Here is a 14,550-nt window from a genome sequence, read left to right on the forward strand (position 1 = left end):
GCTTAGGCGCCCGGACCTTTAGGCGCCGGACCGGGGGCACCGCCGGGTTCGTCCACAGGCGAGCGGTCGCCGCGCCGGCGCGTCACGATCAAGCCCACGACGGCGCCGATCACCAGGCCCACGGCCACGCCGATCAGCGAACTCGCCCAGAAGGGCAGCCCCGTGGCGGAGCCCGTGAAGTAGCCGAGGCCCACGAGCCACGTCGCCCACAGCATCCCTCCCAGCCCGGCGCACAGGCTGAAGCCCGGGGTGGAAACGTCGGCGATGCCGGCGGCCGCGGACGTCGCGAGCCGGCCACCCGGGATGAACCGGGCCCCGATGATGGTGCCGTAGGTGGAGGACCGGCCGGCCTTGGCGATTGCGGCGTGGATGCCGCGGTGGATTTTCTGGCCCCATGTCCAGCGGTCCAGGATGTGGCTCAGCCGGCGCTTGAACAGCTGGAACACCACCACGTCGCCCAGCCACGACGCGGAGGCGGACAGGAGGCCCACCAGGAACAGGTTTGCCCGGCCCTCGGCGGACAGGGCTCCGCCCGTGATCAGGACCATCTCGGATGGGATCGGCGGAAAAATGGCATCACCGAGGACAGCCGGAATGATCCAGAAGTAGATCGCCGTGCTCCACGTGTCCGGATCGCCGAAGTCCATTTGCACAACGTACCGCACACGGAACGGGAACGCGCCGGGTGGACAGCCACTGCAGAACTCCGGCGCCCGGCGGAACTCCGGCGCCCGGCGGAACTCCGGCGCCCGGCGGAACTCCTACGCGTGGCGGACCCGCTACGCCCTGGCCGGTTCACAATGCCACACTGGCTGCATGCGGATAGAGATAGTTGAGGGTGACATCACCGGACGCCCGGTGGACGCGGTGGTAAATGCCGCCAACTCTTCGCTGCTGGGCGGCGGCGGCGTGGACGGGGCGATCCACCGGGCGGCCGGGCCGGAACTGCTGGCGGCCTGCCGCGAGCTGCGGGCAACGACGCTCGAAGACGGGCTGCCGGTGGGCGCTGCCGTGGCCACCCCCGGATTCGGGCTGCCGGCGCGCTGGGTCATCCACACCGTCGGGCCCAATCGCCACGCCGGGCAGACCAATCCGGCGCTGCTCGCGTCCTGTTTTACCGAGAGCCTGCGGGTTGCCGAGGGCCTGGGTGTCCGGTCGCTGGCCTTTCCCGCGGTAGGCGCGGGGGTCTACGGCTGGGACGCCCGCCAGGTGGCGCAGGTAGCGTTTGACGCCGTCCGATCGTATGCCGCGCGCTCTGCCGAAGGCGTCGAGCTGGTGGAGTTCGTGCTCTTTGGCCCGGAAACCGTGGCGGTCTTCCGGGATGTCCTTGAAGGTGCTGCCTAGCGGATTTTCTACGTGGCTAACGGACTTCGCTTAGTTGGAGGCGGCTGCGGTACTCGACGGGTTCCTTCGTGACAGGGTCCACGAACCGGATGCCGCGTGCCAGCAGCTGGAGCGGCTTGGTGTAGTCGTCGGGGGCCTTGTCCAGCAGTTCGGGGTAGAACGAATCGTGCAGGATGCCCAGCCCCAGAGAAGCCATGTGAACGCGGAGCTGGTGTGTTTTCCCGGAGTGCGGCTCGAGCCGGTAGAGGCCAAGGCGTCCTGCTCCGGCAGCTGCATGGCCACCGGCGTCGGCACCGTCGAACGTCCGCAGCAGGTCGATCCGCGTCTCCGCATTCGGCTCACCGTCGATGACCTCCGCCAGAAGGTAGCTGCGGGATTTGGTCATCCGGTTGCGGACCACCACCGGGAAGTCGACGGCGGGGTGTCCCGCAGCCGGTCGGGCAGCGGACACGCACTCGTATTCCTTCTGGACCTGGCGCTTCTCGAAGAGAACCTGGTACTTACCCCGTGTCTCGGGGTTGGTGGAGAGCAGCAGGATCCCCGCGGTCATGCGGTCCAGACGGTGCATCGGAATCAGGTCAGGCAGGTCCAGCTGGTTCCGGAGCCGGACCAGCGCCGATTCCTGGATGTACGTCCCGCCAGGGGTGGTGGGCAGGAAGTGCGGCTTGTCCACCACCAGGATGTGCTCGTCCTGGTGCAGGATGTTCAGCTCCACCGGCAGCCGGGTTTCCGGCGGGAGCGTTCGGTAGTACCAGATGAAGGTGTGGTCCTCCAGCCTGGTGCCGCGGTGCAGGGGGATGCCGCCCTCCCCCACGATCTCGCCGGCGTCGAACCGGTCCTCGATGCCCTGGGGGTCGATGTGGCCCCAGCGGTGCATCATGTAGTCCATTGCGGTGTCCCAGGGGCCCCCGTCCGGGAGGCGCAGCCGGGTCGCATTCACGCCGTCGCGCACGGGAAGAGGGGATTGCATCACCGGTTCATTCTACTTTGCGCCCGCTTACTGCCCGCCGCTCCTCCCTATCTCCATTTCGACGGTTCCCCGCCCACTCGACGGCCCGCCACGTCGAAGGCGCAGGGAACCGTCGAAACGGCAACGGACGAGAAAAAAATTCTTGAAGCATGTTGGACATCGAAGGGATCGAGGACCCGGCGGCGGCGGAGGCTTCGCTGGATCCCATCCGGACCCGCATCCTCCGGGAGGTGGCGGAGCCGGGCTCGGCCACGCAGCTCGCCGCGAAGGTGGGGCTGCCGCGGCAGAAGGTGAACTACCACCTCAAGGCGCTGGAGCGGCACGGCCTCGTCGAACTGGTGGAGGAGCGCCGCAAGGGCAACGTCACCGAACGCGTGCTGCGGGCCACAGCCGCCTCCTACCTCATCTCCCCGGTGGCGCTGCAGTCGGTGGCGCCGGATCCGCACCGTTTCGCGGACCGTTTCTCGGCCTTCTGGCTGCTGGCGCTCGCCGGCCGCATGGTCTAGGAAGTGGGGAAGCTCATCGCCGGTGCCGCTGCCGCGCGGCAGAAACTCGCAACGTTCGCCATAGACGGCGAGATCACCTTCCGGACCGCCGCAGACCGGGCCGCGTTCACCGAAGACCTGGGCGTGGCGGTCACCCGGCTCGTGGACCAGTACCACCACAGCGGTGCCGGCGGACGGAAGCACCGGCTCGTCGTCGCGCTTCATCCGGCACTTAAGCCGGAAACAAACGGCACAACCAAGACCATCCCAGCCAAGGAGCAGAACAATGACTGACGACCGGAAATTCGAGATTGTTTTTGACACCGAGCTGCCAGGCACCCCGGAACGCGTCTGGGAGGCCGTAACCAAAGGGACTCCGGGCTGGATGTTTCCTACGGACCAGTGGCCGGACGTGAAGACCGTGGAGGAGTATCCGCACCACCTGGTCTCGCGAATGGACAGCCCGGATGGCTGGTTCAACCAGCTGGAGCACGTACTGGAGCCGCTCGACGGCGGGCGGGCCCGGCTCCACTATGTCCACAGCGGCATCTTCGCGGACAACTGGGACCAGCAGTACGACGGCGCCAGCAAGCACACGGAGTTCTACCTCCACTCGCTGGGCCAGTACCTGAAGCACTTCGATGGCCAGCCCGTGGTTTTCACGGATATCCAGGGACCTGCCGCTTCGCAGACGCCGGACGGCTTTGTGCAGCTCAAGAAGGCGTTCGGCATGGACACTGCGGCGCAGGGGGACACTTTTGAGGTGGAGGTCGACGGCGTCGGGCGGCTTTCGGGACAGGTGGACTTCTCCAACGAGAACTTCCTGGGCCTGCGGACCGGAGACACCCTGTACCGCTTCTTTGGCCGCAACGCGTTCGGCGCGCCCGTGGGCATGACGGTCCACGACTTCAGCGGCAGCGGGGATTCCGGGGCGACTGCCAGCGCCTGGGGCGTGTTCCTCGAAAAGGTCTACGCCTAGCCTGTCCGCGACGCACGCCGAGCCGGAACTCAGGCGATGGCGGCGGCGGGGGAGTCCCTGAGTGAACGCCTCAGCTGCGGGGCGGCGTCCAGCCTGTCCTGGGCAGCACGCAGCGCGAGGACTGCCGTCTCCAGCTGCTCCTGCGGCAGCGTGAACGGAATGCGAAGGAAGTTCTCGAACACCCCGCCCACGCCGAAGCGCGGACCGGCAGCGAGGCGGATGCCGAGTTCCGGGGCAATGACGGTCAGAGCTGTGCTGCTGGGCGACGGCAGCCGGCACCAGACGGCCAGACCGCCGTCGGGCCTCTCCGCCTCCCACCGCGGCAGGTGGACCTTGAGGAGCTCCAGCAGCGCGGAGCGGTTCTCCCGGAGCGCGGACAGGCGGGCCGGCAGGGGATCGGCCAGGTTGCGCACCAGATGGACCGCCGCAAGCTGCTCCACGACCGGGCCGCCCAGATCCATCGTGGTCCGGACGGCCGCGAACCGCTGAATCAGGCTCTCTGACGCGCGGATCCAGCCCGTGCGCATGCCCGCCCAATGGGACTTGCTCAGCGATCCTATGGACACCACGGACGAACTGAAGGACGCCAGCGGAGCCGTTGTACCGCCGTCGAGATTCAGCGCTCGGAGCGTCTCATCCACCACAAGAACGGTGCCTGACGCAGCGGCGGCGCGGACCAGCCGGCGGCGCTCTGAGTCAGGCATCAGCCGGCCGGTGGGGTTGTGGAAATCCGGGACGGTGTAGGCCACGCGGGGGCGCTGCTGCATCAGGGCAGACTCGACCGAGTCCAGGTCCCAGCCCCGCTCCGGCGTAGGCGGAAGGGGCACCGGCACGATGCGGCAGCCCGTGGCACGGATGGCGTCGAGCGCGTTCGGGTAGGTCGGGTGCTCCACGAGGACCTTGTCCTGCTTGCCGACCAGCGCCCGCAGCACGATGTTAAGCGCATGCTGCGCGCCGGACGTCACCAGAATCTGCCCTGCCGTGGTGGGCACGCCGGCGTCGGCATAGTGGCCGGCAATCGCCTCCCGAAGCGCCGGCACGCCCAGGGCATCGTAGCCGAAGCCGGGCAGCAGGGCAGGCAGTTCCGTGAGGGCGGCGGCGAAGGCCTGGTGGACCGCTTCGCCGCTGGCCGGGAGCGATGCGTACGCGAGGTCGATGACGCCGTCGGGAACAGCCAGGCCCGGCGCCCCCGACAGGCCTGCGCGGGAGTCCCGCTGCTGCCCTGCCGTGTAGGCCGTCCGCGGCAGGCACGTGCGGCCTCGCGTGCCCTGGCCGCTGCTTAGGAACCCCTGTTCGCGCAGGCTCGCGTACGCCGCCGTCACCGTGGTGCGGCTGACGGAGAGTGTGCCGGACAGTGTCCGTTCGCTGGGCAGCGCGGTGCCCAGCGGGATGCGGCCGTCCAGGACCAAAAGACGCACGACGTCGGCCAGTTCCCGGTACGCGGGTGCGTTGCCTCGGTGCCACTGGCCCAGGAGACGGGCGAGGGCGGTGGGTGTGAGTGATCCGGACATGAGGCCAGTATTTCAAACTGGCCATGGAAAACAAGGCCAGTTGTGCCTCAGGATGGTTCAATGATGATCCGCAGACTTGTACAGCTCTTCACCGGCCTCGCCATGTACGGCATTTCGCTGGCCCTGTTTATCCGGGCCGGGCTTGGGCTGGACCCCTGGGACGTGTTCCATCAGGGCGTTGCCGGCAAGACGGGCCTGAGCATCGGCGTGGTGGTCATCATCGTCAGCTTCCTGGTGCTCCTGCTGTGGATCCCGCTGCGGCAGCGGCCGGGCTTCGGCACGCTCTGCAATGCCGTCCTGGTGGGGGTCTTTGCCGACGTCGGGCTCGCCCTGATCCCCGCATTCTCCCACCTGGGCGGCCAGATCGCGCTGTTGGGCGGTGCGGTGGTGCTCAACGGCATCGCCTCCGCGTGCTACATCGGCGCCCGCTTCGGCCCCGGTGCCCGGGACGGGCTCATGACGGGCCTGGCTAAACGTACAGGCTGGTCCGTGCGCCTGTCGCGGACCCTGATCGAGGTGGTGGTGCTCGGCGTAGGCTGGCTTCTCGGCGGCTCGGCGGCTCGGTCGGCGTGGGGACAGTGGTTTATGCCCTGGCGATCGGCCCGCTGGTCCAGTTCCTGCTGCCGTATTTCATGGTTCCGGCCCGGGACCCGGCAGGGATTCCGGCCGCCGGTGGAGCCGCTGGCAAGACTGCCGCTTCACCTATCGATTCAAAGTCCGACAACCGTGAGGACCAATCAGAGGTGCCGTTGGCCGCGTCCTGACCTCTGCTTACCTGCGCCCGCTTTCCTGAGCCGTTTCCTGTGGCCGTCAGGCGTCGGTGGTGCCCAAACCGGTGCTGCCGAAACCGGAGGCGTCCAAACCGGAGGTGCCCAAACCGGAGGTGCCCAATAGGGGCTGGCAGGTCGGGCAGAAGTAGATGTCACGTTCTCCCGTGACCGCGCTGGGCGCGCTGCCGAGGCTGCCCGCCACCCCGGTTCCTGCACCGCTTCTGCCCGGCACGCTCTTCCCCAGCACGCTGTGCCGGATGGGGGTCCGGCAGCGCAGGCACGGCTGGTGCTCACGGCGGTACACCCAGTAGCCCGGACGGCCGGCGGCACGGCCCACCGGAGTTCCGCGGGCGTTGAGCACGGTGGTCCGGCGGCCCGGGCCGAGGTTCGCCTCGAGCAGCTGCTTGGCGTCGGCAAACATCGCGGGCCAGTCCTTCACCGCGGCCGCCGGTGACGCCGGGTGGATGCCGGCCAGGAAGCACACCTCGCAGCGGTAGATGTTCCCAATGCCCGCGAGGTTGCTCTGGTCCAGCAGCGCCACGCCCACCGGCACGTTGGGCCTGGCCGCCACGCGGCGCTCGGCCTCGGCCGGGTCCCAGTCCGGGCCCAGCAGGTCCGGGCCCAGGAACCCCACAGCCTTGTCCTCTTCGCTGGTCTTGATCACCTCAAGCAGGCCCAGGGAAAATCCGACGGCGTCAGCAACGGCCGTGCGAAGCACGCACCGGGCCGTGAATCCCGGCTTCCGCCACCTGCCACCGGGCGGGTAGACCTGCCAGCTCCCCTCCATTTTCAGGTGCGAGTGGATGGTCAGCCGCTCTTGGGCCGGTCCCACCAGCCGCATCAGCAGGTGCTTGCCGCGGGGGACCACCTCCTCCATGGTCCAGCCCGCCAGGTTCAGGGTGGCGAAGCGGGGCACGCGGAAGTCGGACGCGAGAAGTTTCTGGCCGGCGAGGGCAGCGTGCAACTGGCTGGCGGCGCGCCAGATGGAGTCACCTTCAGGCACGGATCCTCAGCCCCTTCGGTGTGGAATAGGCCCCGGCGGCCGTCAGCGCTGATGCCGCAGGGGTGTCGAGGATGCCGTGGCCGTTGACCTTTTCCATGACGAGCTTGTCCACGGCGCCGCGTTTCACCACGTCCACGAGGGCGCCGGCCGCGGCGGCGAGGACGGATTCGTCTTCCGTGAAGACCAGCAGCGTCTTGCCTCCCCGTTCGACGTACAGCACCAGCGCGCCGTCGACCAGTACCACGAGTGCACCCGCCTTCCGCCCCGGCCGGTGCCCGCTGCCGGCTTCGACATTGCCGGCAGGCCACGACAGGGCCGCGCCGTAGGGGTTGGCCGGATCTGTTGCCGCCAGGGCCAGTGCCACGGGTTCCGGCTTGGCCAGCTGGGCGTCTTCGGTGTACGAACGCAGCCGGTCGACGGTTGCGGGGACGGCGAACTGGGCAGCCCCGAGATGCTCGATGAAATAGCCCCGCCTGCACCGTCCGGCCTCCTCCAGCCGGGCGAGGACCTTGTACATGAGCCCGAATCCGCCGAGGATGTTCTCGGCCATGACGGATCCGCGGGTGACCACGCCGTACCGGTCCAGAAGCAGCTCCGCCGTGGCGCGGGCGTGGATGGTGGGGTCGAGCTCGGGTGTGGGAAGCGCGGACCAGCGCCCGGCCGCGAGCGGCGGGGTGGGGATCGCGCCGCCGGCCGAGCCGTAGCGTCCGGCGGACAGTCCCGGGGAGCCGAGCAGCCCGGTCGCGTGCGACCGTCCGAGCCGGCTGAGGCGCGGTGCCCTGGCCCGAGGTGCGCGCGCGACTTGCCGGTGGGCGGTGTGCCCGCCGGCGATCAGGGACCGGACCGGGGCGAACGTGTCCCCGGTGACCCGGCCGGCCCAGGCGAGATCCCAGATCGCGGACACGACGTCCTGATCGCCCAGTACCGCGTCCATGCCGCCGGCAATGTCAGTCAGTTGCCGGAAAAAGTAGCCGCCTCCGTTGGTCTGCAGGTGGTCCAGCAGCCGCCGCTGGGCGTCGCCCGGTTCGAACTCGGGGGCAGGGTTCAGCGTCAGTTCCACCGAATCTGCCAGGTGCAGGCTGATCCAGCCGTCGTTGCCCGGAAGGGAGCCGGCACCTGACCAGAGGACCTCCCCGGCGGCCATGAGTTCGTCCAGCATGGCGGGCTGGTAGTTGGACACCCGGCTGGCGAGCACCAGCGGTTCCCAGGCGGAGGCGGGTATGGGCACGCCGGAGAGCTGGTCCACCGCGGTGATCACGCCGTCGAGCCCGCGCAGGGCCGGCTGCCCCCGTCCCGTGCCCGGAGTGCGGACGTGTTGCCAGGCCGGCAGGAACCGGCCGTAGGCGGTGATGTCCACTGGCTCCACCTCGGCCCGGAGCGCCGCGAGTGAACGGCGGCGGAGCTTGCGGAGGACCTCGGCGTCACACCATTCGCTGCCGGCCAGGGCCACAGCCGCTGAGGCAACGGCGGACGCCGCCGCCGCTTCCGCCACGGGGTCAAGGCCGGAACCGGAATCGGAATCAGACAAGGTGGCTGCCGGGCGTTCGCCGGCAGCCATCTCCGCATGGGGCCGGAACTCGCCTTCCACCACGCGGCCGTCGGCCGCCAGCCGTTTCAAAGCAGTTCCGACGACGGCGGCACCAAGTCCCAGCCTGGCCGCGGCTTCGGTGGCGGTGAACGGACCGTGGGTGCGCGCATAGCGCGAGACGAGATCGCCCAGCGGGTCCGCCACCGGCTCGATGAAGGCAAGGGGAACGCCCATTGGCAGCGGCACGCCGATGGCGTCACGAAGCCTGGCGGCGTCTTCCACCGCGGCGAAGCGTTCGACGCCGGCGATGGTCACCTTTATGGCCCGGTTGGCACGCTGGAGGGCCGCGAGGTGGGCGGCGGCTTCGGCAACTGTGGCTTCGGGCGGCGGGGTTTCCGTGTCGGCCGGCCTGGTTTCGGCAGGCTCAACCAGCGGCTCAGTTTCGGCAGGCGCATCCGGCGTGGTGAGCCGGGCCGCGACTTCCCCGGGGTCCAGGGGACCGAGCAGCCGGAGAAGATCGGCCACGCCCTCGACGCCACGGACTTTCCGGTCGGGGGCAATGCGCTGCAGCTCGCGTTCGGTGGCGTCGATGACCCTGGCGTCCAGGAGTTCGCGCAGTTCCACGCGCCCCAGGAGTTCGTTGAGCAGCGTGGAGTCGAGCGCCAGCGCGGCCGCCCGGCGTTCGGCGAGCGGGGAATCGCCTTCGTAGAGGAACTGCGCCACATAGCCGAACAGCAGGGACTTGGCGAACGGGGACGGCTGCTGGGTGGTGGTCTGGACGATCCTGAGCTCGCGCCGTTCAACCGAGGCGGCGATGTCCTTCAGTGCGGGCAGGTCGTACACATCCTGCAGGCATTCGCGGACGGTTTCCAGCACGATCGGGAACGAAGGGTATTTCCGGGCGACGTCGAGCAGCTGGGCGGACCGCTGGCGCTGCTGCCACAGCGGCTGCCGCTTGCCGGGCGTCTGCCGCGGCAGCAGCAGGGCACGCGCGGCACACTCGCGGAAGCGGGAGGCGAACAAGGCGCTTCCGCCCACCTCTGCGGTGACAATCTGCTCCAGCTCCTCGGGGTCAAACAGGAACAGTTCGGCGCCGGGAGGTTCATCCTCCATCATGGGCACGCGGAGAACGATGCCGTCGTCGGCGGCCATGGCGGACCCGTCCAGGCCGTACCGCTGGTGCAGCCGCTGGCCCACGGCCAGGGCCCACGGCGCATGGACCGGCATGCCGAACGGGCTGTGCAGAATGACCCGCCAGTCGCCGAGTTCGTCGTGGAAGCGTTCCACCACGAGGGTCGTGTCGCTCGGGACCACCTCGGTGGCCAGCTTCTGTTCGGACAGGTACTGCAGGAGGTTGTTCGCGGCGAAGTCGTCAAGGCCGCTGGCCTTGCAGCGTTCGGTGGCGGGGCCGACGTCGGATGCTGACAGTTCGCGGACGAATGCGCCAAGGGCGCGGCCCAGGTCCACCGGGCGTCCCAGCGAGTCGCCCTTCCAAAAGGGCAGCTTGCCGGGCTGGCCGAAGGCCGGCGAGACGAGCACGCGGTCGTGCGTGATGTCCTCGATCTTCCAGCTGGTGGCGCCCAGCGCAAAGATGTCTCCCACGCGGGATTCGTAGACCATTTCCTCGTCAAGCTCGCCGACCCGCCGGCCTCCCTTGGCCGGGGCCGTGCCCGAAGCCTTGCCGTCGCCCGCCCCAGCGGGGGAGGCCGATCCTTCCGTCTCCGTGCCGATGATGTAGACGCCGAACAGCCCGCGGTCCGGGATGGTTCCGCCGGACGTGACGGCCAGCCGCTGGGCGCCCGGCCGGCCCTCGATGGTCCCGGCGTTGCGGTCCCAGATGATCCGGGGCCGGAGCTCGGCGAATTCATCCGATGGGTAGCGCCCGGCCAGCAGGTCCAGCGTGGCCTCGAACGCGGACCGGGGGAGGGTGGCGAACGGGGCTGAGCGGCGGACGGTGGAGAACCACTCCTCCACGTCGATGCTGCCCAAGGCGGTGGCCGCGACGGTCTGCTGGGCCAGGATGTCGAGGGGATTGGCCGGCACGCTCAGCCGCTCGATCTTGCCGTCCAGCATGCGCTCAACGGTGATGGCGGTGTGCACCAGGTCGGCGCGGTGCTTGGGGAACAGGTAGCCCTGGGAGATTTCGCCCACCTGGTGCCCGGCGCGGCCCACCCGCTGCAGCCCGCTGGCCACCGAGGGCGGTGACTCGACCTGCACCACGAGGTCCACGGCGCCCATGTCGATGCCGAGCTCCAGTGAGGACGTGGCCACGACGCAGCGCAGCCGGCCGGATTTGAGGTCGTCCTCGATCAGGGCACGCTGGTCCTTCGACACTGAGCCGTGGTGGGCACGGGCCAGCAGCGGCTCTGCCCCCGCGGTGCTTCCTGCCTGCGCCATCATGTGGGCAGGCGTGGCGGTCGACGCCGGGACGCCTCCGGACGCCGGTGGGGCGGGGTCATCCCAGCCTCCGCCGACTGTCAGGAGCTGGCGTTCCGCGTGGATCTCGTTGAGCCGTGCGGTCAGGCGTTCCGCCAGCCGGCGCGAGTTGGCAAAGACGATGGTGGACTGGTTAGCCAGCACCAGGTCCACGATCTTTTCCTCCACATGCGGCCAGATCGAGGCCTGCGGCTGCAGGCCGGAGGCCGGCCCGGAGTCGAAGGCTCCGGCGGCGCCCTGCAGATCGGACATGTCCTCCACGGGGACGGACACCGTGAGGTCCCAGTTCTTCCGCGAGGGCGGGGCCACGATCTCCACCGGGGCGGAACCGGCCAGGAACTGCGCCACCAGTTCCCGCGGCTCGACCGTGGCGGAGAGTCCGATCCGCTGCGCCGGCGCGGGCAGCAGGGCGTCCAGCCGCTCCAGCGACACGGCAAGATGCGCCCCGCGCTTGGTGCCGGCCACGGCGTGGACCTCGTCCACGATGACGGTATCCACCTCGCTGAGTGTTTCCCGGGCCCTGGACGTGAGCATCAGGAAGAGGGACTCGGGGGTGGTGATCAGGATGTCCGGCGGGTTGCTGAGCAGGGCACGGCGGTCCGAGGCAGGGGTGTCGCCGGACCGGACTCCGACGGTGATCAGGGGAGCCGGCAGGTCCAGCCGCTTGGCCGTCTGCGTGATGCCGATGAGCGGAGACCGGAGGTTGCGTTCGACGTCGACGCCAAGCGCCTTGAGCGGGGAGATATACAGCACGCGGGTTTTCCGCTTGGGCTTCCTTGCCCGGGACTGCTTGGTCTTGGCGCCGGCTGGCGGTTCTTCGAGGCCCGGCAGCACCTCGGCGTCGGGCACAGCAGCGGCGGGTGCAGCCGACCCGGACACCAGGAGCCTGTCCAGGGCCCAGAGGAATGCGGCCAGGGTTTTGCCTGAGCCGGTGGGCGCAACAACAAGGGCGTGTGAACCGGATGAGATCGCGTTCCAGGCGCCCTGCTGGGCGGGGGTGGGCTCGGAAAACGCACCGAGGAACCACTCCCTGGTGGGCCGGCTGAACTGACCCATGGAGTCCCCGGCGGACGTGCCGGTGGACGTGCCGGCGGGCTCCTGCGACTGCATGCCTCCATCATGCCTCACGGCACCGACACCAACAGAAGCATCAGGTATGCCTTACCCAGCCGGAGGAAGGTCGCGGGTGGCCGGCCCCTCCAGGACCTGGCCGTCGCTGCTGAAGCGGGAGCCGTGCAGCGGGCAGTCCCAGGACTTTTCGTTGTCGTTCCAGTGCAGGATTCCGCCCAGGTGCGTGCAGACCGCGGACAGGCTGCACGTCGTTCCGTTGACGGTGGAGGTGGCCACTGGCTTCCGTTCGCGCATTGCCACGGTGCCCGTGCCCTCTGCGGGCACGGTGCCGCCCGAGGGTGGAAGCTTTTGCAGTCTGCCCCAGTCCTTGGCCAGTGTGGCGGCCACCCCCGCGTTGAGGGTCACGGCCGAGGCCGCGCCCGGAGGTGATGTCATCCTGCGGTGGATGGTGTTGGCCCACGGCAACTGGCCGCCGAGGATGTCCGCGGCGATGCCCAGGGATGCAGCCACCGCGTTGGTCATGCCCCACTTGTTGTAGCCGGTGGCGAAGAAGATGCGCCCGCGGCCGCGGGGGAGCTTGCCGAAGAACGGCATGAGGTTGGTGGCCTGGTAATCCTGGGCTGACCACGTGTGGGTGACAGTGGCATCGGGGAAATGCTCCTGCGCCCATGACAGGACGTTCTCCAGATGTTCCTTCTCCGAGCGCGCCTTTCCCACCGGGTGCCCGTTGCCGCCTACCAGCAGCAGATTCCGGCCGTCCGCCGGGTAGTCCCGGATGGAGCGCACGGGCTGTTCCACGGAAATGTACATGCCCTCCGGCGGTGTCGCGTTTCCGGCGAGTTCCAAAGCCGCGGCGTAGGAGCGGTTCGGCTTGAGCTTGGCGAAATACAGGCCGCGGTTCAGGATGGGGCTACCCGTGGCCAGCACCACGGAGTCGGTCTGGACCGACCCGCGGTCAGCGTGGACGGTTGACGGCCCAGCGCCGGTGACGTTCCGCACCCGAACCCCTGTGACGATCCTGCCGCCGTGGCTCCGGACGTCCTCTGCCAGCGAGGTGAGCACATCCATGGGGTTGATCTGGGCCTGCCCGCGAAGTAGCACGGCTCCCCGGATAGGGAACGGCAAGCCCGCATCCCGCACGTAGTCCACCTCCAGATCGGCAGCGAGGGCCGCCGTGAGCTCCGCCCGCACTGCCTCCGTGCCCTGCTGGGTAGCGGCGTACGTGTAGGCGTCGCGCACCTGGAACGGCACGCCGCGCTGCTCCAGGTACCGCAGCAGCCATGCCTGCCCCTCGCGGTTGCCCGATACGTAGGCGTCCACCACCTTCTGGGGGTACTGCTGCCGGAGGGATGACAGCACGGTGCCCTGCAGCAGGGTGACCTTGGCCGTGGTGTTGCCGGTGGTCACGGCGCCCAGGCCGCGCGCTTCCAGGACAAGCACGTTCTGTCCCGAGCGGGCCAGCAACAGGGCTGTGGTCAGGCCGGTCAGGCCGGCGCCCACCACCACGGTGTCATAGGACTCGCCGGGGGTGAACGGGTCGCCGGTGAAAGTGTCGGTGCGGTCCAACCAGAGTGACGTCACGTGCCTCAACCTGCCTTCGGCCTGCGTCTTTGTCGCGGGGCGTTCCCGCAGCAGGCCCGTCGCTAACAGCGGGGACCCCGACGTAACCGTAAGTGTACTTACGGAGTTGGAGTCGGAACAGGCTTGGAACAGGGCCGGTTGCTTGGGGCAAACATTGCTTTAGCGGGCCTGGAATGCCCCGATGCTCAGGAGCTCAATGGAGGCGTTGCTGCAGGCATCTGAGGGCCGGGCCACGAATAGCGATGCCGTGTCCTCCGGCGGATAGATCCGGAATCCGGCGGCAGCCGCCTTGGTGCAGTCCGGGTAATTCCCCGCCTGCGTGTAGCGGAGCACCGCGGTCCCTGACTTCCCGGGGGCCAGCAGGACGTCCTGGACGGCGACGGAGGTGTCGCGCTGGGCCGGGGCCCCGATCGGCTGCGCGTTCGGTCCGGTGGTCAGGGACACGCCGGCGAACCCCTTGAGGTGGCAGGAGGCCTCGCCGCTGTTGGTGAGAATCAGCTCCATGTAGACGCTGCCGGCGGCACCTCCGCCCGTGTCATCCGTGGCGGCTTTCAGTCCTGAGGCCTTGCACAGCTGGGCGCCGGCGGCGGTGGGCTGCGGTGCCGCTATAGAAGCAGTCGAAGTTGGCGAAGCCGGCTGGGATTGGGCAGACGAAGCAGAGGGCGACGGCGGTGTGGAAGTTTCGGGGGCTGCCTGCGGGCTCGGGGGGGTTGAGCCGGTGGCCGGTTCGGTTGTCCCCTGGGTGGAGGGCTGGCTTGGTCCGCAAGCGGTGAGCAGCAACGCCAGGGTGGCAGCCGCCGTCGTGCATATCAGTCCGTTGGTGATTCGCTGAGGCCTCATGGCTCTAACATTGCGGGCGTTCCTCCCGGAGT

At 69.1% G+C, this 14,550-nt stretch carries 9 protein-coding genes and 2 pseudogenes; 4 read left to right on the plus strand and 7 right to left on the minus strand.

Annotated elements, in window-relative coordinates; genetic code table 11:
• Positions 1-2: 2 nt before the first annotated feature.
• Positions 3-647, minus strand: coding sequence for a DedA family protein (locus tag J7I85_RS18610; protein ID WP_214854948.1), 645 nt, complete (start codon positions 645-647; stop codon positions 3-5).
• A 169-nt stretch (positions 648-816) separates the two neighbouring features.
• On the opposite strand from J7I85_RS18610, the gene J7I85_RS18615 reads away from it, so the two are divergent.
• Entirely contained in the window at positions 817-1,344 is a 528-nt protein-coding gene (locus J7I85_RS18615; RefSeq protein WP_214854950.1) for an O-acetyl-ADP-ribose deacetylase, read from the plus strand.
• A 16-nt stretch (positions 1,345-1,360) separates the two neighbouring features.
• Here the strand turns inward: J7I85_RS18615 and J7I85_RS18620 are convergent, their stop codons facing one another.
• Positions 1,361-2,314 carry an RluA family pseudouridine synthase gene (locus J7I85_RS18620; protein ID WP_214855430.1) on the minus strand — a complete coding sequence of 318 codons (954 nt, stop codon included), beginning with the start codon at positions 2,312-2,314 and terminating at the stop codon, positions 1,361-1,363.
• 149 nt (positions 2,315-2,463) lie between these two features.
• Between J7I85_RS18620 and J7I85_RS18625 the strand changes: the two are divergent.
• Both J7I85_RS18625 and J7I85_RS18630 read left to right on the plus strand, forming a co-directional pair.
• Positions 2,464-3,093, plus strand: a pseudogene (locus tag J7I85_RS18625) (ArsR/SmtB family transcription factor).
• Entirely contained in the window at positions 3,086-3,778 is a 693-nt protein-coding gene (locus tag J7I85_RS18630) for an SRPBCC domain-containing protein (RefSeq protein WP_214854953.1), read from the plus strand. The pseudogene J7I85_RS18625 and the gene J7I85_RS18630 overlap by 8 nt, the downstream one beginning before the upstream one ends.
• Positions 3,779-3,807: 29 nt before the next feature.
• On the opposite strand, the gene J7I85_RS18635 is transcribed toward J7I85_RS18630, so the two are convergent.
• The gene (locus tag J7I85_RS18635; RefSeq protein ID WP_214854957.1) at positions 3,808-5,289 is read right to left on the minus strand and encodes a PLP-dependent aminotransferase family protein; all 1,482 of its coding nucleotides are present in this window, start codon (positions 5,287-5,289) and stop codon (positions 3,808-3,810) included.
• 60 nt (positions 5,290-5,349) lie between these two features.
• Here J7I85_RS18635 and J7I85_RS18640 point away from each other — a divergent pair.
• Positions 5,350-6,053 (plus strand): annotated as a pseudogene (locus J7I85_RS18640) (YitT family protein).
• Between the two features lie 46 nt (positions 6,054-6,099).
• Here J7I85_RS18640 and J7I85_RS18645 read toward each other — a convergent pair.
• From J7I85_RS18645 to J7I85_RS18660, 4 genes are all read right to left on the minus strand, one after another.
• Positions 6,100-7,062 carry a DNA-formamidopyrimidine glycosylase family protein gene (locus tag J7I85_RS18645; protein WP_308159547.1) on the minus strand — a complete coding sequence of 321 codons (963 nt, stop codon included), beginning with the start codon at positions 7,060-7,062 and terminating at the stop codon, positions 6,100-6,102.
• On the minus strand, positions 7,055-12,136 hold the full coding sequence (locus J7I85_RS18650) for a DEAD/DEAH box helicase (protein WP_214854963.1): 5,082 nt from the start codon (positions 12,134-12,136) through the stop codon (positions 7,055-7,057). The genes J7I85_RS18645 and J7I85_RS18650 overlap by 8 nt, the downstream gene beginning before the upstream one ends.
• 51 nt (positions 12,137-12,187) lie before the next feature.
• Complete coding sequence (locus J7I85_RS18655) at positions 12,188-13,678, minus strand: FAD-dependent oxidoreductase (protein WP_214854966.1); 1,491 nt, start codon at positions 13,676-13,678, stop codon at positions 12,188-12,190.
• Positions 13,679-13,837: 159 nt separating this feature from the next.
• On the minus strand, positions 13,838-14,518 hold the full coding sequence (locus J7I85_RS18660; protein WP_214854970.1) for a DUF4232 domain-containing protein: 681 nt from the start codon (positions 14,516-14,518) through the stop codon (positions 13,838-13,840).
• Positions 14,519-14,550 lie beyond the last annotated feature (32 nt).

This window comes from Arthrobacter sp. ISL-65 (assembly GCF_018613795.1).
Taxonomy (GTDB): domain Bacteria; phylum Actinomycetota; class Actinomycetes; order Actinomycetales; family Micrococcaceae; genus Arthrobacter.